This window comes from Paracoccus aminovorans (assembly GCF_900005615.1).
Lineage (GTDB): Bacteria > Pseudomonadota > Alphaproteobacteria > Rhodobacterales > Rhodobacteraceae > Paracoccus > Paracoccus aminovorans.
On the sequence record NZ_LN832559.1, the window covers coordinates 1,883,883 to 1,910,691 of the forward strand.

Below are 26,809 nucleotides of genomic sequence, written 5' to 3' on the forward strand. Positions count from 1 at the left end.
GCGGGCGAATCAAAGCCTGCGGCCGCTGCCCCGGCTAGGTGATTCGGGGGCGACGATTCGCCCCCGGCTCAGCGGCGCGGCTTGCGCCAGATCTCGTTCTTCAACGCCGATTCCAGGATGGCCCGGAAGGCGTCGCTGTTCTCGCCCAGGTCCGACAGGTCGGCCAGCGAGGGGTGGTCGGCCTGCTGACGGGCGCGGGCGGACTGGGCCATGCGCCAGGTCAGGCCCTCGTCGGCCAGGCCCTGGATCTCGGCCTCGGCGCGGGCGATTTCCTCGCGCGCGGCGCGTCGCGCCTCGATCCGGTCCAGGGCATTGGCCAGGATTTCCGCGGCGGCGTCGCCGTCATGCGGGCGCAGGATCGCCGGAGCCGCCCTCACATGGGGTTCGGCGAGGATCGATTCAAGGGCGCGCTGGCCGGCCTGGGACTGGGCGCCCGACAGCAGGTCGTGGATCAGCGCGGCGCGGTCCGGGTCCTGCGGCTCCAGCCGCTCCAGCCGCGATTCGACCGCGGCGATCAGGTCGGGATGGGTCGCGCAGATCGCCAGCACCATGGCCTCGATCAGGAACTCCGCCTCTTCCTCGCCGGCGCCGGGCAAGGACAGGCGCGAGGCTCGGGTCGGTGCCGCCGGCGCGACCGGCTGGAAGCGGGCGTTTCGGCCCTGCCCTGGTCCCTGCCAGGCTTCGCGCGGCGTACGGGCCGGTCCCGGGTCGCGGCGGCGGTTGCCGAACAGTTCCCATTTCAGGTTGCGCAGCACGGCGTGGTAATGGTCGCGGGTGTCCTTGTCGGGGATCCGCGCCACCGCCTCGGCCAGCGCCTTGTCCAGGGCGGCGCGGCGTTCGGGACTGTCGAAGACCCGGCCCTCGGTCTCGCGGCGCCACAGCAGGTCGACCAGCGGCCGCGCCTCGTCCAGCACGGCGGCCATGGCGCCGGCGCCGCGGGCGCGGATCAGGTCGTCGGGATCCTGGCCCTGCGGCAGGAAGGCGAAGCGTAGCGCCTGACCCGGCCCGGTCATCGGCAGCGCCAGGTCGATCAGCCGCATCGCCGCGCGCAGCCCGGCGCTGTCGCCGTCGAGCGCGATCACCGGCTCGGGCGAGATGCGCCACATCAGCCGCAACTGGTCCTCGGTGATCGCCGTGCCCAAGGGCGCCACCGCGCCCTCGAACCCGGCGCGGACCAGGGCGATCACGTCCATATAGCCCTCGGCCACCACCAGCGGCTTGCCCTTGGCCACCGCCGCCCGGGCCGGTCCGACGTTGTAGAGATTGCGGCCCTTGTCGAAGAGCGGCGTTTCCGGGCTGTTGAGATATTTCGCCCGCGCATTCGGGTCCATGGCCCGGCCGCCGAAGGCGATGCAGCGCCCGCGCCCGTCGCGGATCGGAAAGGTGATGCGGCCGCGGAAGCGGTCGAAGGGGGCGCCGCCGTCGTCCGGCCTAGCCACCAGCCCGGCCTCGACGATCAGCGCCTCGGCGATGCCCTTGCTGCGCAGGGCGTTGAACAGGCCCTGGCGCTGGTCGGGGGCGAAGCCGATGCCGAACTGCTCGCAGGCGGCTGCGTCGAGACCGCGCCGGGCAAGATAGTCGCGCGCCTGTTCGGCCGCGGCCATGCCCAGCTGCATGCGGAACCAGCGCACCGCCTGTTCCATGACCTCGACCAGTGCGCTGCGGCGGTCAGCGCGCTGCACCTGGCGCGGGTCGCGCTCGGGCATCTGCAGACCGGCCTCCGAGGCCAGAAGCTCGACCGCCTCGATGAAGCCCAGGCCCTCGGCCTCGCGCAGGAAGGTCAGCGCGTCGCCTTTCGCGTGGCAGCCGAAGCAGTAGTAAAAGCCCTTCTGGTCGTCGACGTGGAACGAGGCGGTCTTTTCGCCGTGGAAGGGACAGGGCGCCCACCAGTCGCCCTTGGCCTGATTCGAGCGGCGCAGGTCCCAGACCACCTTGCGCCCGATCACGCGCGACAAAGGCACGCGGGCGCGGATTTCGTCGAGGAACTGGGGCGGAAGGCTCATGCCGTCTTATATCCGGCTTGACCGGGGGTTGAACAGGCTTGTGCGCGGCGATGCCTCCGGGGGGCGCCGCCCCCCGCGCCTCTGCTGCCCCTCGATGGGGCCGCAGAGGCGTCCCCCGGGGGTATATGGAAAACGGAAAAGGGCTGGGCGCGGGTCAGGCGCCCACCGCGCCCCGGACCATTTCCCAATAGACCGCCGCGACGCGGTCCTGGTCCAGGCGGCCGCCTTCGCGATACCAGTTGGTGATGCCGGTCAGCATGGCGATCAGCGCCATGGCGGCCAGGCGCGAGTCGGGGACGCGCATGCTGCCCTGGGTCATGCCGGCGATCAGGATCGCCTCCAGCGCATCCTCGTAGCGGCGGCGCAGCGCGGCGATCTCGGCGCGGTTGTCGGCTTCGAGGTTGCGCAGCTCCATATAGGACAGAAACACCGCCTCGGGCCGTTCGAGGCTGGTCTGGATGTGGAAGCGCAGGAAGGCCTGCAGCCGGTCGAGCGCCGGGCGCGCCGGATCGTCCTGCCAGGCCGCCAGCAGTTCCTCCATATGGCTGCGCAAGAGATCGGCCAGCAACGCCTGCTTGTCGGGCGTATAGGCGTAGAGCGCCCCGACCTGCAGGCCGACCTCGGCCGCGATCTGGCGCATCGAGACGGCGGCATAGCCGTGGCGCGCGAACAGCCTGCGCGCCGCGTCGCGGACCAGCGGTCCGGTGATCTCTGCCCTGGAGCCCTGGGTGCGTGCCATGCCGCCTTCTAGCAGCCCGGGCCGCCAGGGAAAGAGCGCATCTTGCCCCCGCCGCGCCCGCGGGCCTATGGTCTGCCCGGAACGGCACGGGGGACGGCATGGATCTGGCCAGGATGATCGGCATCGCGGCACTGGCGGCGCTGGCGGGCTGCGACGACGGGCGCGACTATCCGGCCCTGATGCCGACCGATCAGCTTCTGGCGCAGCCGGCCCTGCCCGGCCATGCCGCCGATGCTGCCCGCGACCCCACCGCCGCGACCGAGGCGCTGGACGCGCGCAGCCGGGCGCTGTCGGGCCGGGGCGGCGGGGCTGGGGTGGCGGATGCCGCCGCGCTCGACCGACGGGCCCAGGCGCTGCGCGCCCGCGCCAAGGCCCTGTCGCAGCGCAGGCTGGATGCCTGCCCCGAGGACCAGCCCGACTGCACCCCCGCGGCAACGGAATAGGAACGGACCATGGCCACGATCACCTGCATCGACGACCTCAAGGCGATCTATCGCCGGCGCGTACCGCGCATGTTCTACGACTATGCCGAAAGCGGCAGCTATACCGAAAGCACCTTCCGCGAGAACTGCACCGATTTCCAGCGCATCAAGCTGCGCCAGCGTGTCGCCGTGGACATGACGAACCGCAGCACCCGCAGCACCATGATCGGCCAGGACGTCGCCATGCCGGTGGGCCTGGCGCCGGTCGGGCTGACCGGCATGCAATGCGCCGACGGCGAGATCAAGGCCGCCCGCGCCGCCCGCGACTTCGGCGTGCCCTTCACGCTGTCGACCATGTCGATCTGCTCGCTCGAAGACGTCGCCGCGGCAACCCAGGCCCCGTTCTGGTTCCAGCTTTACGTCATGCGCGACCAGGAGTTCCTGGAGGCGATCATCGAGCGGGCCAAGCGCGCCAACTGCTCAGCCCTGGTGCTGACGCTGGACCTGCAGATCCTGGGCCAGCGCCACAAGGACCTGAAGAACGGCCTGTCCGCGCCGCCCAAGCTGACGCTGCCGGTCATGCTGGACCTGGCGACGAAATGGCGCTGGGGCATCCAGATGCTGCAGACCAAGCGGCGCTTCTTCGGCAATATCGTGGGTCACGCCAAGGGCGTCGGCGATACCTCGTCGCTGTCGAGCTGGACCGCCGAGCAGTTCGACCCGCAGCTGGACTGGGACAAGATCGCCCGCATCCGCGACCTCTGGGGCGGCAAGCTGATCCTCAAGGGCATCAACGACCCCGAGGACGCGCGCATGGCCGCCGGTTTCGGCGCCGATGCGATCGTGGTCAGCAACCACGGCGGCCGGCAGCTGGACGGCGCCGTCAGCTCGATCCGCATGCTGCCCGAGATCGTGGCGGCGGTGGGCGACCAGGTCGAGATCCATCTCGACAGCGGCATCCGCTCGGGCCAGGACGTGCTGAAGGCGCTGGCCCTGGGCGCGCATGCCACCTATATCGGCCGCGCCTTCATCTATGGGCTGGGCGCCATGGGCCAGGCGGGCGTGACCCGGGCGCTGGAGGTGATCCGCAGCGAGCTGGACATCACCATGGCGCTCTGCGGCGAACGGGACGTGAAGAACCTCGGCCGCCACAACCTGCTGCTGCCACCGGATTTCCTGACACCGTGGGCGTGACGCGCCCGGGCCTCAGGGCTGGGCGGTATCGTGGCGGTGCTCGTGATGGCGATGCTCGGGCTTGCCGAAGCCCGGGATCGGCAGGCGCTGCAACAGCAGCGCCACCAGCGTCGGCAGCCCGACCGCGAACAGCATCAGGTCCAGCAGATGCGTGAATCCCAGCGCATGGGCCAGGTGCAGCGCCAGCACATGCATGAAATAGATCCCGGCCGAAATCGGATCCAGCCGGATCGGCGGTGCCGGCAGCCGCGTGCCCAGGGTGACGATGAACAGCGCCGGCGCCGCGACATAGGAACTAGCCGGGATGTCCAGCATCACGGCATCGGTCCAGCGCGCCTGCACCAGCCAGGCCTCGATCATCAGCAGCCCGAAGCCGCCGATGGTCAGCGACAGCACCAGCCAGCGCGGCGGCAGCCCCTCGATCCCCAGCCGCGCCACCCGTCGGCCGCAGAGATAGCCGATGGTGACGAAGGGGAAGCACATGAAGACCCCGTTCAGGAACTTCTTCACCCCGATCTGCGCCACGCCCGACAGCGCCATGTATTGCAGCGTGACGCCGATCAGCGCGCAGACCGCCGCCGTGCCCAGCAGGATGCGGTATTCATAGGCCGGCGCCAGCGCCCGGCCCAGGGCGCGCAGGATCAGCACCAGCGCCCCGGCGACCAGGATCCCGGCCATGAACCACAGATGGAAATAACCCCAGACCAGTTCCTTGATCAGCGAGGCAACGCCGTGGATCTGGTCCAGCCAGAACGGGAAATAGACCGCCATCCAGAACAGGTAGAGCGCCAGCACCCGCCACAACCATTTCACGCCCTTGCCGCGCGCCACCGCCGAGTAAAGGAAATAGCCCGCGGCGATGCAGAAGGTCGGCACCATGACCCGCATCAGCCCGTTGCCGATCATGAACAGCCGCGGCGTCATGTTGGTCTGCAGCCAGTAGGTATGGGCAAAGGCCACCAGCACGGCCAGACCCAGCTTGAGATAGTCGAGAGAATGAATGCGATGCAATTTTGAAACGCCCCGGGCACCTCTCGCGATGCATGGGGCTTCGGATACGCCATGGCAAGCGAATTCCCGCTTACGGCGATCACTTTTCGCGCTTCACATCGGGCCCCGTTCGGGATATAGGCCCGGCTTCGGCCATGCACCCTTGGAGGATGGCCGCGAACGCTTAGCAAAGGAATAGCAAAATGGCCAAAGAGATCCCGGATCTGGTGGCCGAGGCACGCGCGGGGACAGGCAAGGGGGCCGCCCGCCAAGCTCGCCGCGAAGGCAAGGTGCCCGGTATCGTCTATGGCGACGGCAAGGAGCCGGCGCCGATCCAAATCGAGTTCAACTCGCTGCTGACCAAACTGCGCGCCGGCCGCTTCATGTCCACGCTGTGGAACCTGAAGGTCGAGGGCCAGGACGACGTGCGCGTCGTCTGCCGCGGCGTGCAGCGCGACGTGGTCAAGGACCTGCCGACGCATATCGACTTCATGCGCCTGCACCGCAACACCCGCGTGAACCTGTTCATCCACGTGAACTTCGAGAATCACGACGCCGCCCCCGGCCTCAAGCGCGGCGGCACGCTGGTCGTGGTGCGCCCCGAGGTCGAACTGGTGGTGACCGCCTCGGACATCCCCGATCACATCACCGTGGACCTGACCGGCAAGCAGATCGGCGACACCATCCACATCGAGGACGTGGCGCTGCCGGCCGGCGTGAAGCCGACCATCGACCGCAACTTCGTCATCGCCAATATCGCCGCGCCCTCGGGCCTGCGCTCGGCCGATAACGAGGAAGCCGCCGAAGGCGAAGCGGCCGAAGCCTGATCGCCGCCTCGCGGCCGAATCATCGGGCGGCATCCCCAGCGGGTGCCGCCCTTTCCCTTGTCCAGACGCCGGCGGCTTGCTAACAGGCGCGCCTGACTCCAAGGGGGAGAGCCATGGAACCCATCCACATCATCGGCGCCGGCCTCGCCGGGTCCGAGGCCGCCTGGCAGATCGCCCGCGCCGGCGTCCCGGTGGTGCTGCACGAGATGCGGCCCCAGGTCGCGACATTCGCCCATCGCACCGGCGACTGCGCCGAGATGGTCTGCTCGAACAGCTTCCGCTCGGACGACGACCGGATGAATGCAGTCGGGCAGTTGCATTGGGAGATGCGCGCGGCCGGCGGGCTGATCATGGCCATGGCCGCGCGCCACCGCCTGCCCGCAGGCGGCGCGCTGGCCGTGGACCGCGACGCCTTTTCCGCCGCCGTGACCCAAGCCCTGCTGGACGAGCCGCTGGTCAGCTTCGCCCCCGGCGAGATCCGCGACCTGCCTGCCGAAGGCCGCTGGATCGTCGCCACCGGGCCCTTGACCTCCGAGGCGCTCGGCCGTTCGATCCTGGCGGCCACCGGCGAAGGCGCACTGGCCTTCTTCGACGCCATCGCCCCCATCGTCCATGCCGAGACCATCGACATGTCCGTCTGCTGGCGCCAGAGCCGCTACGACAAGGGCGAGACCGAGGCCGAGCGCACCGCCTATATCAACTGTCCGATGACGCGCGCCGATTACGAGGGCTTCATCGACGCGCTGCTGGCCGCCGACAAGACCGAGTTCCACGAGGGCGAGACCGCCGGCTATTTCGACGGCTGCCTGCCGATCGAGGTCATGGCCGAGCGTGGCCGCGAGACCCTGCGCCACGGCCCGATGAAGCCGGTCGGCCTGACCAATGCCCACAACCCGGCCGAAAAGCCCTATGCAGTGGTGCAGCTTCGCCGCGACAATGCGCTGGGGACGCTTTACAATATCGTCGGTTTCCAGACAAAGATGAAATATGGCGCGCAAACCGATGTTTTTCATCGCATTCCCGGTCTGCAGAACGCCAGCTTCGCCCGCCTGGGCGGCATCCATCGCAACACCTTCCTGAATTCGCCACGGCTGATCGACGACCGGTTGCGGCTGCGCGCGCGGCCGAATCTGCGTTTCGCCGGTCAGGTGACCGGTGTCGAGGGCTATGTCGAATCCGCCGCCATGGGCCTGCTCGCCGGCCGCATGGCCGCGGCCGAGGCGCTGGGGCGCGACTTGGCGCCGCCGCCGCCCACCACCTCGATGGGGGCCTTGGTCAATCACATTACCGGCGGCGCCGATGCCAAGACCTTCCAGCCGATGAACGTGAACTTCGGCCTCTACCCGCCCTTGGACGCGATGCGCGGCGGCCGCAAGGGACGCAAGGACCGTTACCCGGCCTATACCGACCGCGCGAAAGCCGATTTCCAGCAATGGCTTGCGGAACAAAGTTGAACCGGACCCGGTTCGCCCCCTCGCCGACCGGCCCGCTGCATCTGGGCCATGCCTTCGCGGCGCTGACCGCCGCGCGGCTGGCGGATCCCGGCCAGTTCCTGCTGCGTATCGAGGACATCGACCGAACCCGCTGCCGCCCGGAATACGAGGCGCTGATCGCCGAGGACCTGCATTGGCTGGGGCTCGACTGGCCGCTGCCGGTCATGCGCCAGTCCGAACGCCTGCCCGCCTATCAGGCGGCGCTGGACCGGCTGGCCGCCCTGGGCCTGATCTACCCCTGCCGCTGCCGCCGCGCCGACATCCGCGCCGCGCTTTCCGCCCCGCAAGAGGGTGCTGCGCCGATCGGCCCCGACGGCCCGGTCTATCCCGGCACCTGCCGCCCGCGGCGGATGGTCGAGGCCGGGCTCGATGACGCCATCCGCCTGAACGCCGCCCGCGCGCTGGAGCATCTCGGCCTCGACGAAATCGCCTTTCTGGACGAGAATATCGCCCCCGGCCTGCCGCATCGGCTGTCGGCGCAGGATTTCATCGCCGGTGTCGGCGATGTGGTGCTGGCGCGGCGCGGCATGGGCACCAGCTATCACCTCTCGGTGGTGCTGGACGATGCGGCGCAGGGCATCACGCTGGTCACGCGCGGAAAAGACCTCATAGATTCAACGTGGATCCATGTTATTCTTCAGAAACTGCTGCACCTGCCGACGCCGCGCTATCATCACCATCGGCTGATCCGCGACGCCCAGGGCAAGCGGCTGGCCAAGCGCGACGACGCCCGCGCGCTGAAACTGTTCCGCGACGAGGGCGTCCCCGCCGCGCAGATCCGGCGCGAACTAGGCTTCTGACGGCGCCATGATCTCGACCTCGGCGCCATCGCGGATCGCGGTATAGAAACAACTGCGCCGGTTGGTGTGGCAGGCCGGTCCGGTCTGCTCGACCAGCAGCAGCAGGCAGTCGCGGTCGCAATCGACCCGAACCTCGACCAACCGCTGCACATGGCCCGAACTCTCGCCCTTGGTCCAGAACGAGGCGCGCGAGCGGGACCAATAGGTGACGCGCCCCTCCTCAAGCGTTTTCCGCAAGGAAGCCGCGCTCATCCAGGCCAGCATCAGCACCTCGCCGGTCCGGTGATCCTGCGCGATGGCGGGAACCAGCCCATTGGCGTCATATTTCAGGCTGTCGCAATCGAACATCGGCTTTCCTTTCGGCTTTGCGCTTCCTATCTAGACGCGACGGCAGCAAGGGAAAAGACCATGTCCGACAGCGACCTGATGCAGCTCTATTCCCGGCGCATCCTCGCGCTGGCCTCGGACATCCCGCATCTGGGCAAGATCGAGGCGCCGACCGGCAGCGCGCACAAGCGCTCGCCGCAATGCGGATCCTCGGTGACGGCGCATGTCGCGATGCGGGACGGCCGCATCGCCGATTTCGGGCAAGAGGTGCGGGCCTGCGCCCTGGGCCAGGCCTCGGCCGGCGTGCTGGGCCAGACCGCCCTCGGCCGCTCGCGGGACGAGATCGCCCGCGCCCGCGACCAGTTGCAAGCCATGCTGAAGCAGGACGGCCCGGTTCCGGATGCCCCTTTCGAGGCGCTTGAAGCGTTGCTGCCGGCGCGCGAATTTCCCAACCGCCACGCCTCGATCCTGCTGGCTTGGGAGGCGCTGCTCGGCGCCATCGACGCCTCGCCCGCCTGAGCGCTTTCACCGTTTCAATACCCCCGCCGAAGGCGCACCTCACGCATAACCTGATGGAGGCCGCAAAAAGAAAAAACCGGCCCCACGGGGCCGGCAGTTGCGCGCATGATCGTCCGGGGAAAGGGTTCGGCCCCAGGCGAAGGGCCGTCGATTGCGCGGGGCAGGAGGGGTCAGGCCGCCAGGATCGAGGGCAGCGAGAACAGGATGATGGCGGTCACGGAAATCGCGACGGTGCCCAGCAGGTCGGAAAGGGATTCGCGGGTCATGAGGTTTCTCCACGGTTTGTTTATACTTTGTTCTCATGGGGAGAGAACAAAGTAAAGAACTTTTTAGGAACATCGTGGGAACGTCTAGCCGGCGTCGATCAGCCTGATGGCGCGATCCTGCTCCATCAACCACAGAAGCTGGCGCACGGCGCGGCCGCGCGGGCTCTGCATGCCCGGGTCGCGCTCCAGGAAGGCCTGGGCATCCTTGCGCGCCAGCGCCATCAACGCCGATTGCCGTTCCAGGTCGGCGATGCGAAAGCGCGGCAGGCCGGATTGCGCGGTGCCGATGACGTCGCCGGCGCCGCGCATGGCCAGGTCCTCTTCGGCGATGCGGAACCCGTCCTCGGTCTCGCGCAGGATCGATAGCCGCCGCCGCCCGGTCTCCGACAGCGGCTCGTGATAGAGTAGCAGGCAGCTGGAGGCGCCGCCGCCGCGCCCGACCCGGCCGCGCAACTGGTGCAGCTGCGCCAGGCCGAAGCTCTCGGCGCGTTCGATGACCATGATCGTGGCCTCGGGCACGTTCACCCCGACCTCGATCACCGTGGTCGCGACCAGGATGCGGGCGCGGCCGGCAGCGAAATCGGCCATGGCGGCATCGCGTTCCTCGGCCGGCATCTGGCCGTGGATCAGCCGGACCTGATCGCCGAAGCGGGCCCGCAATTCCTGGAAGCGGGCCTGGGCGGCGGTCAGGTCCACGGCCTCGCTTTCCTCGACCAAGGGGCAGACCCAATAGGCCCGGGCGCCGCCGTCCAGCGCGCGGGCCAGGTGCTCAACCACCTCGGCCATACGGCCGTCGGGCATCGCCGTGGTGCGGATCGGCTGCCGCCCGGCCGGCTTTTCGTCCAGCACCGACAGGTCCATGTCGCCGAATTGCGCCAGCGCCAGCGAGCGCGGGATCGGCGTCGCCGTCATCACCAGCAGGTCCGGCGGCCGATGCCCGCCCTTGGCCCCCAGCTCCAGCCGCTGGTTGACGCCGAAACGATGCTGCTCGTCGACGATGGCCAGGCGCAGGTCGTGGAATTCGACCGTCTTCTGGATCACCGCATGAGTGCCGACCAGGATGTCGATGCGCCCCTCGGCCAGGTCGGCCAGGATATTGGCGCGGGCATCGCCCTTGTCGCGCCCCGTCAGCGCCTCCAGCCGGATGCCGACCAGCCGGGCCAGCGGCTCCAGCGCGGCCAGATGCTGGCGGGCCAGGATCTCGGTCGGGGCCATCAGCACGCCCTGCCCGCCCGCCTCGACCGCGACCAGCAGCGCTAGGAAGGCGACCAGAGTCTTGCCCGAGCCGACATCGCCCTGCAAAAGCCGGTTCATCCGCCGCGGCGCCGCCATGTCGCCGGCAATCTCCTCGACCGCGCGACGCTGCGCAGCCGTGGGCGGCCAGGGCAGTCCGGCCAGGACACGGTCCCGCAGCCGGCCGTCGCCCCGCGTGACCAGCCCCGGCCGCCGACGCCGGTCGCGGCGCATCAGCGCCAGCGTCATCTGATGGGCGAAAAGCTCGTCATAGGCCAGCCGCGCCCGCGCCGGATCGGTCGGGGACAGCGCCGCCGGCCCCTCGGGCGCATGGGCGCGGGTCAGCGCCGCCGGCCAGTCCGGCCAGCCCTCGCGCGCCAGCAGCGCCGGATCGATCCATTCGCCCAACCCGGGCAGCCGGGCCATCGCGCCCCGTACCGCCTTTTGCGCCACGCCCTGCGTCAGCCGGCCCGACAGCGGATAGACCGGCTCGAAATCCGGCGGCGGCTCGGAGTCCTCGGGCCCGATATGGTCGGGATGGACCATCTGCGCCATGCCGTCGAACAGTTCGAGCTTGCCCGAGACAAGCCGCCGTCCGCCCGCCGGCAACTGGCTTTCGATCCAGTCCTTGCGCGGGTGGAAGAACACCAGCTGCAGATCGCTCTGCCCGTCCGAGCAATGCACCCGCCACGGCCTTCCCTTGGCGGTGGGCGGGCTGTGGCGCTGCACGGCGACCGTCAAGGTGACGATCTCGGGCGCGCAGGCCTCGGCCAGCCGGGCGATGCGGCGGCGGCGGATGCCGGAATGCGGCAGGGTCAGGATCACGTCGCGCAGCCGGGTCACGCCCATCTGCGCGAAACTCTCGGCCGCGCGCGGGCCGACGCCGGCCAGCGTCTCGACGCCCGCGAACAGGGGAAAAAGCACCTCGGGCCGGCCGGGCGTCACCGCTGCGCGATCGCCAGCCATTCGTCCTCGTCGATGACCCTGATGCCCAGATCGGCCGCCTTCTTTGCCTTGGAGCCCGCGCCGGGCCCGGCGATCAGCAGGTCGGTCTTTGCCGAGACCGAGCCCGCGACATGGGCGCCAAGCGCCTCGGCCCGGGCCTTGGCCTCAGCCCGGGTCATCTTTTCCAAAGTGCCGGTAAAGACCAGCGTCTTGCCCGTGATCTCGCTGTCGCTGGCCCGGGCCTCGGGAGGCAGCGGGGTCAGGAAGCCGACCAGCCGGTCGATGGCGGCCCGTTCGGCCGGGTTGGCGAAACTGTCCGAGAGCGACATCGCCAGGACCGGGCCGATGCCGTCGCCGGCGATCAGGCCGGTCCAGGCCGCCATGGACTCGGGCGACGGCGCGGCTTCGGCCAGCGCCGCGACCCGTGCCTCGGACGGTCGGGCGCGGCGGCCTTCGGCCAGCGCCGCGGCGCGTTCGGCCTGGGCGGCGTCCTCGGCCAGACGATGAGCCAGCGCGGCGGGCCGGGCCGTGTCCAGCGCGGCGACCAGGGCGGGCCAGCTGCCGTAATGGCGGGCGAGGTCCTGGGCCGCAACCTCGCCCAGATGGCGGATGCCAAGCGCGAACAGCAGCCGCGCCAGCGGGATCTTGCGGCGCCTTTCGATGGCCTGGAACAGGCTGGCGGCGCTTTTTTCGCCCCAGCCCTTGATCTCGGCCAGAGGCGTCGCCGACAACCGCGCCAGCACATCCGGTATCGACTGCGCCGAAAGCTGCAAGGCATCGACGCCCAGCGACAGCAGAAGCGCGCGATATTCGGCCTGCGCCGCTTCGCCGGTCGCAAGCGCGGCATGTGCGAGCAACTTGTTTCCCTCGGCATCCCGCCGGGCCAGGGTGAAGATATCGGCCGGCTCGGCGATCCAGCCTAGGCGGTGGAACAGCTCGACCTGCTTGGCGCCCAGGCCCTCGATGTCGAAGGCGGCGCGCGAGACGAAATGGCGCAGCTTCTCGACCGCCTGGGCCGGGCAGATCAGCCCCCCGGTGCAGCGCCGGACCGAATCGCCCTCTTCCCGGATCGCCGGAGAGCCGCATTCCGGGCAGACCTCGGGAAAGGCATAGGGCGTCGCATCGGCGGGACGCTGGGTCAGGTCCACGTCGGCGACCTTGGGAATCACGTCGCCGGCGCGATAGACCTCGACCCAGTCGCCGATGCGGATGTCCTTGCCGCCACGGATCTCGCTGCCGTCGGCGCCGCGGCCGGCGATGTAATCCTCGTTGTGCAGCGTGGCGTTCGAGACGACGACGCCGCCCACCGTCACCGGGTGCAGCCGCGCCACCGGGCTCAGCGCCCCGGTCCGGCCGACCTGGATGTCGATGGCTTCCAGCCGCGTCCAGGCCCGCTCGGCCGGAAACTTGTGCGCCAGCGCCCATCGCGGCGTGGTCGAGCGCATGCCCAACCGCGCCTGGTACCCGAGGTCGTTGACCTTGTAGACCACGCCGTCGATGTCATAGCCCAGCGTGGCGCGCATCTGCTCGATCTCGGACCAGGTGGCCATCATCTCGGGGACCGAGCGGCAGATGCGAGTCAGCGGATTGGTCTGGAAACCCAGCGCGCCGAGCCGGCGCACCGCCTCGAACTGGGTAGCGGCCAGCGGCACGCTGATCTCGCCCCAGGCATAGGCGAAAAAGCGCAGGGGCCGCGCCGCCGTGACCGCCGGGTCGAGTTGGCGCAGCGAACCGGCGGCGGCATTGCGGGGGTTGGCAAAGATGCGGCCGCCGTCCGACTGGTTCAGCTTCTCGAAATCCTGGTGGGACATATAGACCTCGCCGCGAACCTCCAGCACATCGGGGAAATCGTCGCCAAGCAGTCGGTCGGGGATGTCGCCGATGGTGCGGGCATTGGCGGTGACGTTTTCGCCCACCGTGCCATCGCCTCGGGTCGCGGCCTGGACCAGCCGCCCGCCCTCGTAGCGCAGCGACAGCGACAGGCCGTCGATCTTGGGCTCGGCCGTGCATTCCAGCACCGCATCCGGCGCCAGGTTCAGAAAGGACCGCACCCGCTGCACGAAGGCCTGCACCTCGGCTTCGGAAAAGCCGTTCTCGAGCGACAGCATCGGCAGCCGATGCGGCACCTTGGCGAAGCGGCCGTCCGGGGCGGCGCCGACTTGGGCCGTCGGGCTGTCCTGTACGGCCAGTTCCGGGAAACGTGCCTCGATCGCCTCGAGGCGGCGCTTGCCGGCATCATATTCCGCGTCGCTGATGAAGGGGGCGTCGTCGCGGTAATAGGCCCGGTTCGCGCGGTCCAGCTTTTCGGTCAACCGGGCCAGTTCTGCCGCGGCGGTCGCGACGTCGAGTGCGCCCACCGGCGTCGGGGCATCCGTTCCGGCCATGCCGGCAACCCGATCCTCGTCCTGTCCGGTCATCCCGCCTCCGCCGCCTGCCAGCCCCGCCGGGCCCTGTCCGAAAGACGGTGATACCGGGGCCGGGGCCGGATTGTCCAGCACCCGGCCGAGCCGGCAGAGGTCAGGCGCGCAGTGCCAGCCGTTCGGGGTTCTGGGCCTCGGCCACCGGGTCGCGCAGGACATAGCCCCTGCCCCACACCGTTTCGATATGGCTTTCGCCGCCCAGGGCCGCGGCAAGCTTCTTGCGCAGCTTGCAGACGAAGACGTCGATGATCTTCAGCTCGGGCTCATCCATGCCGCCATAGAGATGGTTCAGGAACATCTCCTTGGTCAGCGTGGTGCCCTTGCGCAGGCTGAGCAGCTCCAGGATCTGGTATTCCTTGCCGGTCAGGTTCACCGGCCGCCCCCCCGCCTCGACCGAGCGCGCGTCCAGGTTCACCACCATATCGCCGGTGCGGATCACCGACTGGCTGTGCCCCTTGCTGCGGCGGATGATGGCCTGGATGCGGGCCACCAGCTCGTCCCGGTTGAAGGGCTTGGTCATGTAGTCGTCGGCACCGAATCCGAAGCCGCGCAGCTTGCTTTCGGTGTCGTCCGAGCCGGTCAGGATCAGGATCGGCGTGTCGATCCGCGACATGCGGATCTGCCGCAGCACCTCCATCCCGTGCATGTCGGGCAGGTCCAGGTCCAGCAGGATGAGGTCGTAGTCGTAGAGCTTGGCGAGGTCGATCCCCTCCTCTCCCATGTCGGTGCGATAGACGTTGTAGCTCGCGTGGGTCAGCATCAGTTCGATGCTGCGCGCCGTGGTCGGATCATCCTCGACCAAAAGGATTCGCATAATATGTCCCCTTGCTAACCAGCTGACTGGTAAAATTTCCGCGCAAAAGGTTAATATCACGTTACCAGAGAAGCTCGCAAATCTTATTCAACTTGCGGTTGCCTGAATTTTTGCAGCTGCGTGACCTTCAGCGCATTGCGCCCGTGGCGCCGAAAGGCCGAGACCCAGCCGTCGAACTCCTCGCCGGTCAGACCATAGCGGCGAATCGCCTCCTCGCGGGTCAGCAACCCGTGCTGCACGGCCCCGACCACCGCGGCCTTGCGGGACGCCACCCAGCGGGTCTGCGGCGGCGGCAGGTCGGCCAGCGTCAGGATGCTGCCGTCGGGCAGGATCGCGGTCCGCGGTCCGGGGCTTTTTCTCAAAAACATCGGCAAGTTCCTGTCTTCCTGCCTCCGTTCTGGCGCAAACTTCTTAAATCGAGGTGAAGTCGCGGCGTCTTTACCGCCGCCCACCCTTGAGAAACCGCCCGTTTTTCCTATAAATGTAGGGAAACGGCGGCCGCCTGCCGATCAGCCCGGCCGCGACAAGGACGATCCATGACAGCGCCAAGCTCGACTCTGCGCCCCGAGGCGCCGGACATGACCGTGAATTCGCTGGGCTTCGCCAAGCCTCCGGCCCAGACGCGCGTGGTCGTCGCCATGTCGGGCGGCGTCGACAGCTCGGTGGTGGCGGCGATGCTGGCGGCGCAGGGCTATGACGTGATCGGGGTCACCTTGCAGCTTTACGATCACGGCGCCGCCCTGGCCAAGAAAGGCGCCTGCTGCGCCGGACAGGACATCCACGACGCCCGCCGCGTGGCCGAGCGTATCGGTTTTCCGCATTATGTGCTGGATTACGAAAACAAGTTCCGCGAATCGGTGATCGAGGAATTCGCCGACGCCTATCTGGCCGGCGCGACTCCGGTGCCCTGCATCCGCTGCAACGAGCGGGTCAAGTTCCGCGACCTGCTGCAGACCGCGCGCGAACTCGACGCCGATTGCATGGCGACGGGGCATTATATCCGCCGCTTCGATGGGCCGACCGGGGCCGAATTGCACATGGCGGCCGATCCGAACCGCGACCAGAGCTATTTCCTGTTCTCGACCACGCAGGAACAGCTGGACTTTCTGCGCTTTCCGCTGGGCGGCCTCGCCAGCAAGGCCGAAACCCGAGCCTTAGCGGCCGAATACGGGCTGGCGGTCGCCGACAAGCCGGACAGCCAGGACATCTGCTTCGTGCCGAACGGCGATTATGCCGGGGTGATCGAGAAACTGCGTCCCGGCGCCGCCGATCCGGGCGAGATCGTGGACATGGACGGCAATGTGCTGGGGACGCATCGCGGCGTGATCCATTACACCATCGGCCAGCGCCGCGGCCTCGGCATCGGCGGCCTGGGCGATCCGCTGTACGTGGTGCGGCTGGAGCCCGAGACCCGGCGCGTGGTCGTCGGCCCCAAGCAGGCGCTGGCGACCAGGATCGTACCGGTGACCGAGGTGAACTGGCTGGGCGACGAACCCTTCGCAGGCGAGATCGCCATCACCGCCCGCATCCGCTCGACCCGACCGCCGCGGCCGGCGATCCTGCGCGTGACCGGCGCGAGCCGTGCCGAGATCGAGCTTCTGGCTCCGGAAGAGGGCGTCAGCCCCGGCCAGGCCTGCGTCTTTTATGCGACCGAGGGCACCCGGGTTCTGGGCGGCGGCTGGATCTCGCACCGCCGCGGGGGTTAGGCCGCCGCCGCCAGCAGCCGAATGCGCTCGACCATGGCCCGCAACCCGTTCGAGCGCTGCGCCGAAAGATGCTCGTCCAGACCCAGCCTGCCCAGTTCGGCACTGGCATCGATGGCGCCGACCTCGCCCACCGGCACGCCGGAATAGAGCGCATGCAGGATGGCGATCAGCCCGCGCACGATCAGCGCGTCGCTGTCGCCCTGAAAGTCGAAGCGGCCGGCCTCGATGCGCGGCATGATCCAGACCTGGCTGGCGCAGCCGTCGACCTTGGTGGCCGGCACCTGCAGCGAGGGCTCCATCGCCGGCATCGCCTTGCCCAACTCGATGACATGGCGATAGCGCTCTTCCCAATCCTCGAGAAAATCGAAGGTCTCGGCGATTTCTTCAAAGGCCGGCGTGGCCATGGCATTTCCTTTCATGGACCCTCGGGCAGACGGGCGGCATCGGCATAGCGCGCGCGAGCGACGAGGTCAAAGAGGCTTTCGCCCCCGCACGACTTGTCCTATCACTGCGGCAACGAAAGCAGACAGACGGGGACGGCGCTCATGCGGACAAGGACATTCGGCACGCTTGCCTGTGCGATGCTGGTGCTGACCGGATGCGGTCGCCTGGGGGACAGCAACTGGAACCCGATGCGCTGGTTCGGCGGCTCGTCCCAGCCGCAGACTCTGGCGCCCGAAGGCGGCTATCCCACCGCCGTGAATGACGGACGCGTGCCGCTGGCTCATGTCACCGGCGCGAAATGGGACCCGATGTACGAAGGCCGGCTGCTGGTCGTCACCGGCCTCGGGGCCAGCAAGGGCTGGTGGGACGTGGCGCTGGTGACCGAGGTGCCGATGCCCAGCGGCCGCATCCGCCCGGACGAAAACGGCGTGCTGCGTCTGCGGCTGGTCGGCAAGCCGCCCTTGCCCGACACTTTCGCCGCAGCGAACCCGGCCAATCCGGCCAGCGACACCATCACCGCCGCACTGACCATCCCGAACGCCGTGCTGCCCAGCCTGCGCGAGGTGGTGATCACCGGCGCCGGCAATGCCGTCACGCTGCGGCCCTGAATACGGGCCGGGCAAAATCCGCTGCGCGGCAGGCCAAGGCGACCCTTCCTTCGTATTTCGCTCGTCATAGCCCGCGACCCATACAGGGCGGGAGAAGAGCCGTCACCCATGGCGCCGCGGCAAGCTGATCGGAAAGGTGCCGAACCGCCGAAGTCCGGGCACAGATGCCAGGCCGCAGCAGCGGCCTGTCGCCGTTTTCCAAATACCCCGTCAAGGGCGCCGCCGGCCGCAACCGCGCCTCCGCGCCCAGCCGTTCAGCCCATCTTGCGCAGATAGGTCCAGGTCGGCACCCGGGCGGCACGGGCCACCGACCAGCTTTCCGCGTCGCCCAAATATTCGAAGCCGCCATTGGTCAGCACCCTCGCCGAGCCAGGATTGTCCTGGAAGGCCTCGGCAAAGAGCGTGCGCGAGCCATGGGGATTGGCCTCGACCAAAGCCGAAACCGCTTCGGTCGCGAAGCCGGTGTTCCAGAAGCCGGCACCAACCCAGAAGCCCAGTTCGGACTGTTCCTTGTCGATGCGGGTCAGCGAGACAACGCCCAGCAGTTCCGCCAGCTTGTTCATCGAGCCGTCAATGGCCCAGACATCCTCTTCGCGGTCGGCAGCCATGGCGCGGCGCACATAGGCTTCGGCCGCGCCCGGCGGCAAGGGATGCGGGATCGAGCGGGTTCCCTCGGCCACGCGGCGGTCGGCGGTATAATGCGCGATCAGCCCGGCGTCCGAGGCCCGCAGCGGGCGCAGCACGAAACGCTCTGTCGCGATCTCGATCTGCCGCGTGTCCGAGGCGATCAACTCGTTCATATCACTTCACTCCCCCAATTCCTCGAAAACATATGGGTGCTGCGCGCCGAAACGCGAAGGGGACCGGCTTGCGCCGATCCCCCTTTTTAGCACCGGAAGTGTTAAAAATCGGCTTACTCGGCAGCCTCGAGATTGGCGGGCAGCACGGAGATATAGGTGCGGCCCTTGAGGCCCTTGCGGAAGGTCACCTGGCCATCGGTCAGCGCGAACAGGGTATGGTCGCGGCCCATGCCGACATTGGCGCCGGCCCACCAGGTGGTGCCGCGCTGGCGCACGATGATGTTGCCGGCGACGGCCTGCTGGCCGCCATACAGTTTCACGCCAAGACGACGACCCGCCGAATCGCGACCGTTGCGGGACGAACCGCCTGCTTTCTTATGTGCCATGGGTCAGTCTCCTCAGTTGGCGGTTTCGACGCGGGTGCGGGCACCGACAGCGGCTTTGACATCGGTCTTGTCGCCGCCGTTTTCAAGCAGGTCGGTGATGCGGACCAGGGTCAGCTGCTGGCGATGGCCGCGCGTGCGCTGCGAGCTGTGCTTGCGGCGGCGCTTGACATAGGTGATGACCTTGTCGGCCTTGATCGTGTCGATGACCTCGGCCTGCACGGCGGCACCAGCGACCAGCGGCGCACCGACGGTCGAGCCGATCATCAGCACGTCATTGAACTGGATTTTGTCGCCGGCTTCGGCGTTCAGCTTTTCGACGCGCAGCACATCACCGGCCTGGACCCGGTATTGCTTGCCGCCCGTCTTGAGAACTGCGAACATTCGCTTCTTCCTTGTTTTGCCGCGTCCTTCGGCCCCTGCGGCGCAGGTGTTTTCGGGGTCGGCCCCCGCCTTCGGACAGCGCACCCGTTTGTGGGGTGAGGTTCAAAAATAACGCACCGGCAACGGACATGCGTCCGGCCGGTCGCGGGTGTATCGCGGATTCGGCCCGGCAAGTCAACAGGAATGCCGCCTATGGCGCATCGCGTCCCCGGGGAAATATTGGCGGAAGGCTCGGGTTCCCGACATCTTCGGTCCAGATGAAGCACGAATATCATGCCGGATTTGACATGGTTCCCTAACGCGCCCGCAACGCTCCGCGAAGGCGGCCGATTTCGACAGGAAGAACCCGGAGGTCTGGGAACACGCTTCTCTGCCCCAGCCGCAAAGGAGCGACTGCAGGAACAGCGAGTCGAAGACGGGCAAGATCGCGCTGACCGTGTTCAACTTCGTGGACGTGCTGGTGCGCCGGCTGCAAACGCACTTCTACGCGCTGCATGAGGCGGGGACTCCCTGATGGAACAGCGCGCAATCTGGCCCGCATCGGGCCTTGAGGTGCGCCAGCAAGGGAAGGCTCCGGTTATCCGGGGCCTGTTCCCCTATGGGGCGCTTGCCACGATGGCCGACCGGGGCAAGGTCCGAAAGGAACGCATCATGCCGGGCGCGTTCAGCTATACGCTGGACGATCCCGACCGGGAGGTGTCCTTCCTGCTGGGCCATTCCTTCGACCGGCCGCTTGCCTCGCGCCGGAACGGCAGCCTCGTGCTGCGCGACACGGAGGATGCGCTCACCTGCGAGGTGACGATTGAACCCGACCTGCTGGACGTGTCGCATGTGCGGGACGCGCTGGCGATGCTGGCGGCCGGGTTGATCAAGGGTATCAGTCCCGGCTTCCGCGTGGCCGCCCAAGGAGGTGGTGCCCGACAACGAGCGGCTGGACCCGGAGCCCGGCAATCCGGGCGTGTTCATCCGCACGCTTCTGCAACTGCTGCTTTACGAGGTCTCTTTGGTTTCGAGACCTGCCTACGAGGCGAGCCAAGCGGAGTTGCGAGCGATGCAATCCGCGCACCCGGTGCGCACGCAAGGGGGAGGATACCTTCCATGCTTACAGCTATCTCACAGGCTCGCGGCGACATGCCGGCCGGCCCCGATCCGGTATCGGTGGCGCTTGAGGCGGCCGTGAAGAACGACCGCGCCGTTGCCATGATCAGGGCCTCTTGGATTCTGGCGGAACGCTGGACGGGCCACAACTATTGGCCGGTGCTGGGGGCGACCGCCCGGGCGCAGGTGGACGTTGCCGGGGACGTGGCATGGCCGCGCGAGCCCTTCTCCTCGGCGCTGATCGTGGAACGCTGGGAGGCCGAGGGCTGGGGGGAGGTGGATGGGGGCTATGTCCCGGAGTTCGGATTGCTCGTAGGGCTGGCGCCGGGCCGCTACCGCATCCGGCAGACGGTGCCGGTAGCGCCGGAAGACCCGCCCGAGCATGTGCTTGAATCGGTGCGCGCGCTGGCGCTCTACCAGTTGATCCACAGCGCCGCGCGGCGGGAGTTCCGCACCATGGGCACCGGCGAGTCCAGCCTGACCCGGGAAGCTCTGGACGGGCTGTTCCGGGCCTCGGGCGCTGGCATCCTCTTAGCAGGGGAGGCGCGCTGGTGATGTGGCCGTTTTCCCGCCGCAAGGCTCTGTTGCACAAATCCTGTCATGGATTCATCTGATGAAACCCGTACGGTAGCTGGTCTGCATGAGCCGACCCGCATCCCCGACATACAGAACCCGGAACTGGCCAGCCTACAATGAAGCGCTCAAGCGCCGGGGTTCGCTGACGATCTGGTTCGACCCCGAGATGAGCTGGGATGCCGCGCCGACAGGCAGGCGTGGCCGCCAGCAGACCTACAGCGATGCCGCCATTCAGACGTGTCTTTCGATGAAGGTGCTCTTCGGCATGGCGCTCAGGCAGACGACTGGTTTCGTCGAGAGCCTGCTGCAGTTGGTTGGTCTCGACTGGACGGTGCCTGACTTCAGCACCCTGTCCCGTCGCCAGAAGACCCTGGCTGTGAACATACCGTATCGCGGGGCCGCTGCACCTGCTGATCGACAGCACTGGCATCAAGGTCGAGGGCGAAGGCGAGTGGCACGCCCGCAAGCATGGCGGCCCGAAACGGCGCGTCTGGCGCAAGATCCATCTGGGGATTGATGAGGAAACGCTGGAGGTTCGGGCGGTGGAGATCACAGGGAGCCACATCGGCGATGCGCCGGTGTTACCCGACCTGCTCAAACAGATCCCGGCGCACGAGCAGATCGGCCGCGTCACAGCAGACGGCGCCTACGACACCCGCAAATGCCACGATGCCATCGCTGACCGCGGCGCCGACGCTGTCATTCCGCCCCGCAAGAACGCCAAACCCTGGAAGACAGTCGCCGCCGGCGCGGGCGCACGAAACGAGGCTCTGCGGGCATCGAAATACCTCGGTCGTGCCCTCTGGCGACGATGGAGTGGATACCACCCCCGAAGCCGCGTCGAGACGAAGATGCACTGTGTGAAACTGCTGGGTCAGCGCCTCATGGCACGGGACTTTGACCGACAGGTCGCCGAGCTTCAGGTCCGTATCGCTATTCTGAACCGTTACACCGCGCTTGGCACCCCCGTCACAGAGGCCGTGGGATAGATCTGTCCGGGGAAAGGGGAAATCCGGCCATCAACTCTTTGGTGCAACAGAGTCCTTGCGCGTTCTTTCAACGGCGATCCCGTTTTCGCGCATCAGGCGACCGACGCGCCGGTGCCCCACATCGACACCGGCCTCTTTCAGTTCCTCGGTCATTCGTGGGCGGCCATAGCTGCCCAGGCTCAGGCGCGATTGTTCCTTGATATGCGCCAGAATGACCGTGTCCATGCGCTGCCTGCGGCTGGCAGGTCGGCTGCGGAAGGCCCGCAACCCACGCGGGCTGACATTCATGATCCGACACAGTCGCTCGATGGGAAAGGCCCCAAGTTGCTCTTCGACGAACCTGAGCCTCATGGCTTTTGGCTGGCGAAGAACTGGTGGCTTTTTTAGAATGTCCCTCTCCTCCTTGAGGATGCGGTTCTCGCGCCGAAGCTGTTCGTTCTCCCGCGCAAGCTCGCGATCCTCGGGCGAGACCACATCCGTGTCGCGGTGCGCTGTCACCCACTTGTTCAGCGTCGAAAGCCCAACGCCCAAATCATCCGCAACCTGCCGGCGTGTCAGCCCGCTGGTCAGCGCAATTCGCACTGCATCCTTGCGAAATTCATCCGTTCTTCCCGTGCCCATAGTTCGTCTCCCTTGCTGCACATTATGCTATCAAAGGAGCGGCACCAAACCGCGACAGGTCCAATGTAGTAGCGCAACGCCTCCACAGTTAGGATAGAAACGAACAAAGCACGAAGCAGGAATGTTGAGAGCCATGTTGAGAGGGCCCCTTGCGCGGTCCTGCGGTTGTGGTTACAGCCGGCATTGGCAATAATTTGCCCGAGTGGCGGAATGGTAGACGCAGCGGATTCAAAATCCGCCGCCGCAAGGCATGTCGGTTCGAGTCCGACCTCGGGTACCAGCCTGCAGCGGAACGTATCTGTTGCGATGCGCCGCCAGGCATCTGACAGCGGTTAAGGCGCGGATCGGGTCCTGCCCGGATCCCGGCTGCCTCTCCGGCCCATTGGCCGAAGGACGGATCGGATCAGGGAAAGATGGCGGATCTCATCGTCGGAATTTGTCGGTTTTCCTATCTCGGACGGGGGGACTGGGCCGTCTATGCCGGGCTCGAGCGCGGCTCCGCGGCCGAGATGCAGGCGCGCGAGCGTGCGGCAAGGACGCTTTACGACCCGGCCCGGCTGGAAATGCGCTTCCGCAGCTTCGAGACGCTGACGCTGCCGTCGATCAAGGCGCAGCGGCAGCCGGATTTCCAGTTCATCGTGCTGACCTCGCCCGCCATGCCGCCAGAATACCGCAGCCGGTTGGAGCGGCTTTGCGCGGGCGACGGTCGCCTCCATCTGCTGGTTTCCGAGGCGCCGGATGTCGGGGCGGCCATCGAGCCGCTGCTGGCGCAACTGTCCGAAGGCGGCCGGCACCGGCTGATGCAGTTCCGCCTGGACGATGACGACTGCCTGGGCGTCGACTACATGACCGCGCTGCATCGCGCGACGGCGGCGACGCGCGATTATGAGGCCTTGGCCTTCAGCATGCCGCGGGGGCTGCTGGTCAGCCATTACACGGGTGCCGGCCCGGCCTGGTACGAACTGGACAAGCCCTTCCATTCCGCCGGGGCGGCGCTGCGGCCGCGCAGCCCGGCGCAATGCGTTTATTCCTTCGGGCATTACGCGCTGATGCGGCGCTTTCCCAGCGTCCTGGACCCGCGCTTCCACGGCTCGCTGCAGCTGAAGCTGGAAGGTCACGACTCCCGGCCGGTCCAACCCGGGCCCCGCAGCGGGCTGACGGTGCTGCAGCGGGCCATCTTCGCCGAGCATCTGGCCCGCGCCTTTCCCTTCGTCGACATGGCGCTGCTGGAGGAATTGCTGCACGCCTAGCGGGTTACGCCGGCCGGCATCCGGTTCCTTCGGCGGGTGGTGAAAAAACCCGGAACCGCGACCGGCGGCGGCGGGTTGGTCCGGCATGAACCACCCTGGAAGGAGTGCGAAATGAACTGGGATATCATCGAAGGCAAGTGGAACCAGCTCAAGGGCAGCGTCAAGGAGAAATGGGGCGATCTGACCGATGACGAGCTGACCCAGATCGGCGGCAAGAAGGACAAGCTGGCCGGCAAGCTGCAAGAGAAATACGGCTGGACCAAGGAAGAGGCCGACGACCAGTTGAACAGCTTCTTCCGCGACAAGCTCTGACGCGGCCCCAGCGGTCCGACCATCGGCTCCCGGCGGTTTGCCGGGGGCCTTTTTCATGCCGCTGAAACGAACAAAATGCGAACCAATCTGCCATTGAACCTGATCGTCCGGCTTCTTATCTTGTCAGCCAGCAGGGGGCGCAGACTGCCTGCCTTAGGGGTTGCGCCACTTGGCGAGAAAGGACTGATTCCATGAACGAATTCGCCCAAACCACCCATCCGGTCCTGCCCTTGCGGGACATCGTGGTGTTTCCGCACATGATCGTGCCGCTGTTCGTCGGGCGCGAGAAGTCGGTGCGCGCGCTCGAGGCCGTGATGGAGCAGGACCGCCCGATCCTTCTGGCGGCGCAGATGGATGCCGCCGTCGACGAGCCGGCGCCCGAAGGCATCTATCGCACCGGCGTGCTGGCCAGTGTGCTGCAATTGCTGAAACTGCCCGACGGGACCGTCAAGGTGCTCGTCGAGGGGCGCGAACGTGTCCGCATCACGGATTTCGTGCCGAACGAGAATTATTTCGAGGCCCGCTGCGACAGCCTGGCGGAAGAGCCCGGCGATGCCGACACGCTGACCGCCCTGACCCGAGCCGTAGCGGAAGAATTTGAACGTTATGTGAAGGTCCGCAAGAATATCCCCGAAGAGGTCGTCTCGGCCGTGGCCGAGGCCCGCGATCCCGCGCGGCTGGCCGATCTGGTCAGCGGCCATCTGGGCATCGCGTTGGACCGCAAGCAGGATCTGCTGGAGACGCTGGTCACCGCCGAGCGGCTGGAAAAGGTCTATGGCCTGATGCAGGGCGAGATGTCGGTCCTTCAGGTCGAGAAGAAGATCAAGTCGCGCGTCAAGACCCAGATGGAGAAGACCCAGCGCGAATACTATCTGAATGAGCAGATGAAGGCCATTCAGAAGGAGCTGGGCGATGGCGAGGATGGTGGCAACGAACTGACCGAGCTGGAAGAGCGCATCAACGCCACCAAGTTCAGCAAGGAGGCCCGCGAAAAGGCCGAGGCCGAGCTGAAAAAGCTGAAGTCGATGTCGCCGATGTCGGCCGAGGCCACGGTCTCGCGCAATTACCTCGACTGGCTGCTGGCGCTGCCGTGGGGCGTGAAGTCGCGCACCCGCAAGGACCTCGGCAAGGCCGAGGCGGTGCTGGATGCCGACCACTACGGGTTGGAGAAGGTCAAGGAGCGCATCGTCGAATATCTGGCGGTGCAGAACCGTTCGGCCAAGCTGAAGGGTCCGATCTTGTGCCTCGTCGGTCCTCCGGGCGTGGGCAAGACCTCGCTGGGCCGGTCGGTCGCCAAGGCCACCGGGCGCGAATTCATCCGCATCAGCCTCGGCGGCGTGCGCGACGAATCCGAGATCCGCGGCCACCGTCGCACCTATATCGGCTCGATGCCCGGCAAGATCATCCAGGCGCTGAAAAAGGCAAAGACCACCAACCCGCTGATCCTGCTCGACGAAATCGACAAGATGGGCCAGGATTTCCGCGGCGACCCGGCCTCGGCCATGCTGGAGGTTCTGGATCCCGAACAGAACGCGAGTTTCGTGGACCACTATCTTGAGGTGGAATACGACCTGTCGAACGTGATGTTCGTGACCACGGCCAACAGCTACAACATGCCCGGACCGCTTCTGGACCGGATGGAGATCATCTCTCTGGCCGGCTATACCGAGGACGAGAAGCGCGAGATCGCGCGCCAGCACCTGCTGCCCAAGCAGATCGCGGCGAACGGCTTGCGCAAGGGCGAATTCTCGGTTTCGGACGAGGCGCTGACCCATGTGATCCGCTATTACACCCGCGAGGCGGGAGTGCGGTCGCTGGAGCGGGAGATCGCGAAACTGGCCCGCAAGGCCGTGACCGAGATCCTGAAGGGCCAGGTGAAATCCGTCGCCGTGACGCCCGAGAAGGCCGAGGAGTACCTGGGCGTGCGCCGCTATCGCTATGGTCTGGCCGAAAAGGACGACCAGGTCGGCGTGGTGACGGGCCTTGCCTGGACCCAGGTCGGCGGCGATCTGCTGCAGATCGAGGCGCTGAAACTGCCGGGCAAGGGTCGTATGAAAACGACCGGGAAACTGGGCGAGGTGATGAAGGAGTCGATCGATGCGGCGGCGAGCTATGTGCGCTCGATCGCGCCCCAGATCGGGGTGAAACCGCCGAAGTTCGACGCCATCGACATCCACGTCCACGTCCCGGACGGCGCGACGCCCAAGGACGGCCCCTCGGCCGGTCTGGCGATGGTGACTTCCATCGTCTCGGTGCTGACGCAGATCCCGGTGCGCAAGGACATCGCCATGACCGGCGAGGTCAGCCTACGGGGCAATGCCATGGCTATCGGCGGGCTCAAGGAAAAGCTGCTGGCGGCCTTGCGGGGCGGCATCAAGACGGTGCTGATCCCGGCCGACAACGAGAAGGACCTGGCCGACATCCCGGCCAACGTCAAGGAAGGGCTGAAGATCATTCCCGTCAGCCATGTGCGCGAGGTGTTGAAGCTGGCGCTGGTGCGTCAGCCTGACCCCGTCGAATGGGACGAAGCCGCCGAGGAGGCGGCTGCGGCCACCAGGCTTGCCGCCCGCGACCCGGACGGCGGCACGGCGGTCGCCCACTGACAAACAGGCCGCGCGGAAACCCCGCGCGGCCTTTTTCTTGACC

23 protein-coding genes, 1 tRNA gene and 3 pseudogenes are annotated in these 26,809 nt (G+C 67.4%); 14 read left to right on the forward strand and 13 right to left on the reverse strand.

What is annotated here, in order from left to right; translation table 11 throughout:
* Nucleotides 1–68: 68 nt before the first annotated feature.
* Together dnaG and JCM7685_RS09435 are read right to left on the reverse strand one after the other, a co-directional pair.
* On the reverse strand, nt 69–2,003 hold the full coding sequence (gene dnaG / locus JCM7685_RS09430; RefSeq protein ID WP_074969128.1) for a DNA primase: 1,935 nt from the start codon (nt 2,001–2,003) through the stop codon (nt 69–71).
* A 154-nt stretch (nt 2,004–2,157) separates the two neighbouring features.
* The gene (locus JCM7685_RS09435) at nt 2,158–2,742 is read right to left on the reverse strand and encodes a TetR/AcrR family transcriptional regulator (RefSeq protein ID WP_074969130.1); all 585 of its coding nucleotides are present in this window, start codon (nt 2,740–2,742) and stop codon (nt 2,158–2,160) included.
* Nucleotides 2,743–2,840: 98 nt separating this feature from the next.
* Between JCM7685_RS09435 and JCM7685_RS09440 the strand changes: the two genes are divergently transcribed.
* A complete protein-coding gene (locus tag JCM7685_RS09440; protein ID WP_074969132.1) occupies nt 2,841–3,185 on the forward strand; it encodes a hypothetical protein in 345 nt (114 codons plus the stop codon).
* Nucleotides 3,186–3,194: 9 nt separating this feature from the next.
* Nucleotides 3,195–4,358 (forward strand): alpha-hydroxy acid oxidase, encoded by a 1,164-nt coding sequence (locus JCM7685_RS09445; RefSeq protein WP_074969134.1) that lies wholly within the window; start codon nt 3,195–3,197, stop codon nt 4,356–4,358.
* 12 nt (nt 4,359–4,370) lie between these two features.
* On the opposite strand, the gene JCM7685_RS09450 is transcribed toward JCM7685_RS09445, so the two are convergent.
* On the reverse strand, nt 4,371–5,369 hold the full coding sequence (locus JCM7685_RS09450; RefSeq protein ID WP_074969136.1) for an acyltransferase family protein: 999 nt from the start codon (nt 5,367–5,369) through the stop codon (nt 4,371–4,373).
* A gap of 182 nt (nt 5,370–5,551) precedes the next feature.
* On the opposite strand from JCM7685_RS09450, the gene JCM7685_RS09455 reads away from it, so the two are divergent.
* The 3 genes from JCM7685_RS09455 to gluQRS all read left to right on the forward strand — a co-directional run bounded on the left by JCM7685_RS09455 (nt 5,552) and on the right by gluQRS (nt 8,468).
* On the forward strand, nt 5,552–6,175 hold the full coding sequence (locus tag JCM7685_RS09455; RefSeq protein WP_074969138.1) for a 50S ribosomal protein L25/general stress protein Ctc: 624 nt from the start codon (nt 5,552–5,554) through the stop codon (nt 6,173–6,175).
* A 113-nt stretch (nt 6,176–6,288) separates the two neighbouring features.
* A complete protein-coding gene (gene trmFO, locus JCM7685_RS09460; RefSeq protein WP_074969140.1) occupies nt 6,289–7,629 on the forward strand; it encodes a methylenetetrahydrofolate--tRNA-(uracil(54)-C(5))-methyltransferase (FADH(2)-oxidizing) TrmFO in 1,341 nt (446 codons plus the stop codon).
* A complete protein-coding gene (gluQRS, locus tag JCM7685_RS09465; protein ID WP_074969142.1) occupies nt 7,608–8,468 on the forward strand; it encodes a tRNA glutamyl-Q(34) synthetase GluQRS in 861 nt (286 codons plus the stop codon). Before trmFO ends, gluQRS begins: the two co-directional genes overlap by 22 nt.
* Here gluQRS and hisI read toward each other — a convergent pair.
* Entirely contained in the window at nt 8,457–8,816 is a 360-nt protein-coding gene (gene hisI, locus JCM7685_RS09470) for a phosphoribosyl-AMP cyclohydrolase (RefSeq protein WP_074969144.1), read from the reverse strand. The two genes, gluQRS and hisI, sit on opposite strands and share 12 nt — an antisense overlap.
* 60 nt (nt 8,817–8,876) lie before the next feature.
* On the opposite strand from hisI, the gene JCM7685_RS09475 reads away from it, so the two are divergent.
* Nucleotides 8,877–9,314, forward strand: coding sequence for an iron-sulfur cluster assembly scaffold protein (locus tag JCM7685_RS09475; protein WP_074969146.1), 438 nt, complete (start codon nt 8,877–8,879; stop codon nt 9,312–9,314).
* Nucleotides 9,315–9,664: 350 nt separating this feature from the next.
* Here the strand turns inward: JCM7685_RS09475 and recG are convergent, their stop codons facing one another.
* The 4 genes from recG to sciP all read right to left on the reverse strand — a co-directional run bounded on the left by recG (nt 9,665) and on the right by sciP (nt 15,360).
* Nucleotides 9,665–11,779, reverse strand: coding sequence for an ATP-dependent DNA helicase RecG (gene recG / locus JCM7685_RS09480; protein WP_074969148.1), 2,115 nt, complete (start codon nt 11,777–11,779; stop codon nt 9,665–9,667).
* Nucleotides 11,755–14,175 (reverse strand): NAD-dependent DNA ligase LigA, encoded by a 2,421-nt coding sequence (gene ligA / locus JCM7685_RS09485; RefSeq protein ID WP_074969150.1) that lies wholly within the window; start codon nt 14,173–14,175, stop codon nt 11,755–11,757. The genes recG and ligA overlap by 25 nt, the downstream gene beginning before the upstream one ends.
* Nucleotides 14,176–14,275: 100 nt before the next feature.
* The gene (gene ctrA / locus JCM7685_RS09490) at nt 14,276–14,992 is read right to left on the reverse strand and encodes a response regulator transcription factor CtrA (protein ID WP_074969152.1); all 717 of its coding nucleotides are present in this window, start codon (nt 14,990–14,992) and stop codon (nt 14,276–14,278) included.
* Nucleotides 14,993–15,075: 83 nt separating this feature from the next.
* On the reverse strand, nt 15,076–15,360 hold the full coding sequence (sciP, locus tag JCM7685_RS09495; RefSeq protein ID WP_074969154.1) for a CtrA inhibitor SciP: 285 nt from the start codon (nt 15,358–15,360) through the stop codon (nt 15,076–15,078).
* A gap of 168 nt (nt 15,361–15,528) precedes the next feature.
* On the opposite strand from sciP, the gene mnmA reads away from it, so the two are divergent.
* On the forward strand, nt 15,529–16,698 hold the full coding sequence (mnmA, locus tag JCM7685_RS09500) for a tRNA 2-thiouridine(34) synthase MnmA (RefSeq protein WP_074969156.1): 1,170 nt from the start codon (nt 15,529–15,531) through the stop codon (nt 16,696–16,698).
* Here mnmA and JCM7685_RS09505 read toward each other — a convergent pair.
* Nucleotides 16,695–17,102 carry a SufE family protein gene (locus JCM7685_RS09505; RefSeq protein WP_074969158.1) on the reverse strand — a complete coding sequence of 136 codons (408 nt, stop codon included), beginning with the start codon at nt 17,100–17,102 and terminating at the stop codon, nt 16,695–16,697. The two genes, mnmA and JCM7685_RS09505, sit on opposite strands and share 4 nt — an antisense overlap.
* Nucleotides 17,103–17,243: 141 nt before the next feature.
* On the opposite strand from JCM7685_RS09505, the gene JCM7685_RS09510 reads away from it, so the two are divergent.
* A complete protein-coding gene (locus JCM7685_RS09510; protein ID WP_074969160.1) occupies nt 17,244–17,750 on the forward strand; it encodes a hypothetical protein in 507 nt (168 codons plus the stop codon).
* A 254-nt stretch (nt 17,751–18,004) separates the two neighbouring features.
* Here the strand turns inward: JCM7685_RS09510 and JCM7685_RS09515 are convergent, their stop codons facing one another.
* The 3 genes and pseudogenes from JCM7685_RS09515 to rplU all read right to left on the reverse strand — a co-directional run.
* Nucleotides 18,005–18,550: a GNAT family N-acetyltransferase gene (locus JCM7685_RS09515; RefSeq protein ID WP_074969162.1), complete on the reverse strand. Its 546-nt coding sequence runs from the start codon at nt 18,548–18,550 to the stop codon at nt 18,005–18,007.
* Between the two features lie 113 nt (nt 18,551–18,663).
* A complete protein-coding gene (gene rpmA, locus JCM7685_RS09520) occupies nt 18,664–18,936 on the reverse strand; it encodes a 50S ribosomal protein L27 (RefSeq protein ID WP_074969164.1) in 273 nt (90 codons plus the stop codon).
* Between the two features lie 39 nt (nt 18,937–18,975).
* Nucleotides 18,976–19,317: pseudogene (gene rplU, locus JCM7685_RS09525) on the reverse strand (50S ribosomal protein L21); the annotation flags it as partial.
* A 513-nt stretch (nt 19,318–19,830) separates the two neighbouring features.
* Here rplU and JCM7685_RS20915 point away from each other — a divergent pair.
* Together JCM7685_RS20915 and JCM7685_RS09535 are read left to right on the forward strand one after the other, a co-directional pair.
* Nucleotides 19,831–20,970: an HK97 family phage prohead protease gene (locus tag JCM7685_RS20915; RefSeq protein ID WP_074969168.1), complete on the forward strand. Its 1,140-nt coding sequence runs from the start codon at nt 19,831–19,833 to the stop codon at nt 20,968–20,970.
* Between the two features lie 85 nt (nt 20,971–21,055).
* A pseudogene (locus JCM7685_RS09535) lies at nt 21,056–21,980 on the forward strand (IS5 family transposase).
* A gap of 33 nt (nt 21,981–22,013) precedes the next feature.
* Here the strand turns inward: JCM7685_RS09535 and JCM7685_RS09540 are convergent.
* Nucleotides 22,014–22,601: pseudogene (locus tag JCM7685_RS09540) on the reverse strand (transposase); the annotation flags it as partial.
* A gap of 196 nt (nt 22,602–22,797) precedes the next feature.
* Here JCM7685_RS09540 and JCM7685_RS09545 point away from each other — a divergent pair.
* From JCM7685_RS09545 to lon, 4 genes are all read left to right on the forward strand, one after another.
* Nucleotides 22,798–22,881 (forward strand) — tRNA-Leu (locus tag JCM7685_RS09545).
* Nucleotides 22,882–23,014: 133 nt separating this feature from the next.
* Nucleotides 23,015–23,851 carry a glycosyltransferase gene (locus tag JCM7685_RS09550; RefSeq protein WP_074971211.1) on the forward strand — a complete coding sequence of 279 codons (837 nt, stop codon included), beginning with the start codon at nt 23,015–23,017 and terminating at the stop codon, nt 23,849–23,851.
* 111 nt (nt 23,852–23,962) lie between these two features.
* Nucleotides 23,963–24,163, forward strand: a complete 201-nt coding sequence (locus tag JCM7685_RS09555) for a CsbD family protein (RefSeq protein WP_074971213.1) — start codon at nt 23,963–23,965, stop codon at nt 24,161–24,163.
* 191 nt (nt 24,164–24,354) lie between these two features.
* Nucleotides 24,355–26,766 (forward strand): endopeptidase La, encoded by a 2,412-nt coding sequence (gene lon / locus JCM7685_RS09560; protein ID WP_074971215.1) that lies wholly within the window; start codon nt 24,355–24,357, stop codon nt 26,764–26,766.
* Nucleotides 26,767–26,809 lie beyond the last annotated feature (43 nt).

Excerpts from the sequence above, each read along its gene's own strand:
- JCM7685_RS09445 (WP_074969134.1), top strand. The coding sequence starts at position 3,195 with ATGGCCACGATCACCTGCATCGACGACCTCAAGGCGATCTATCGCCGG.
- JCM7685_RS20915 (WP_074969168.1), top strand. The coding sequence starts at position 19,831 with ATGGAACAGCGCGCAATCTGGCCCGCATCGGGCCTTGAGGTGCGCCAG.
- recG (WP_074969148.1), bottom strand. The coding sequence starts at position 11,779 with ATGGCTGGCGATCGCGCAGCGGTGACGCCCGGCCGGCCCGAGGTGCTT.
- JCM7685_RS09440 (WP_074969132.1), top strand. The coding sequence starts at position 2,841 with ATGGATCTGGCCAGGATGATCGGCATCGCGGCACTGGCGGCGCTGGCG.
- lon (WP_074971215.1), top strand. The coding sequence starts at position 24,355 with ATGAACGAATTCGCCCAAACCACCCATCCGGTCCTGCCCTTGCGGGAC.
- rpmA (WP_074969164.1), bottom strand. The coding sequence starts at position 18,936 with ATGGCACATAAGAAAGCAGGCGGTTCGTCCCGCAACGGTCGCGATTCG.
- JCM7685_RS09455 (WP_074969138.1), top strand. The coding sequence starts at position 5,552 with ATGGCCAAAGAGATCCCGGATCTGGTGGCCGAGGCACGCGCGGGGACA.
- trmFO (WP_074969140.1), top strand. The coding sequence starts at position 6,289 with ATGGAACCCATCCACATCATCGGCGCCGGCCTCGCCGGGTCCGAGGCC.
- ctrA (WP_074969152.1), bottom strand. The coding sequence starts at position 14,992 with ATGCGAATCCTTTTGGTCGAGGATGATCCGACCACGGCGCGCAGCATC.
- JCM7685_RS09555 (WP_074971213.1), top strand. The coding sequence starts at position 23,963 with ATGAACTGGGATATCATCGAAGGCAAGTGGAACCAGCTCAAGGGCAGC.
- hisI (WP_074969144.1), bottom strand. The coding sequence starts at position 8,816 with ATGTTCGATTGCGACAGCCTGAAATATGACGCCAATGGGCTGGTTCCC.
- ligA (WP_074969150.1), bottom strand. The coding sequence starts at position 14,175 with ATGACCGGACAGGACGAGGATCGGGTTGCCGGCATGGCCGGAACGGAT.
- JCM7685_RS09475 (WP_074969146.1), top strand. The coding sequence starts at position 8,877 with ATGTCCGACAGCGACCTGATGCAGCTCTATTCCCGGCGCATCCTCGCG.
- JCM7685_RS09505 (WP_074969158.1), bottom strand. The coding sequence starts at position 17,102 with ATGGCCACGCCGGCCTTTGAAGAAATCGCCGAGACCTTCGATTTTCTC.
- mnmA (WP_074969156.1), top strand. The coding sequence starts at position 15,529 with ATGACAGCGCCAAGCTCGACTCTGCGCCCCGAGGCGCCGGACATGACC.
- JCM7685_RS09550 (WP_074971211.1), top strand. The coding sequence starts at position 23,015 with ATGGCGGATCTCATCGTCGGAATTTGTCGGTTTTCCTATCTCGGACGG.
- gluQRS (WP_074969142.1), top strand. The coding sequence starts at position 7,608 with ATGGCTTGCGGAACAAAGTTGAACCGGACCCGGTTCGCCCCCTCGCCG.
- JCM7685_RS09435 (WP_074969130.1), bottom strand. The coding sequence starts at position 2,742 with ATGGCACGCACCCAGGGCTCCAGGGCAGAGATCACCGGACCGCTGGTC.
- sciP (WP_074969154.1), bottom strand. The coding sequence starts at position 15,360 with ATGTTTTTGAGAAAAAGCCCCGGACCGCGGACCGCGATCCTGCCCGAC.
- JCM7685_RS09515 (WP_074969162.1), bottom strand. The coding sequence starts at position 18,550 with ATGAACGAGTTGATCGCCTCGGACACGCGGCAGATCGAGATCGCGACA.
- dnaG (WP_074969128.1), bottom strand. The coding sequence starts at position 2,003 with ATGAGCCTTCCGCCCCAGTTCCTCGACGAAATCCGCGCCCGCGTGCCT.
- JCM7685_RS09510 (WP_074969160.1), top strand. The coding sequence starts at position 17,244 with ATGCGGACAAGGACATTCGGCACGCTTGCCTGTGCGATGCTGGTGCTG.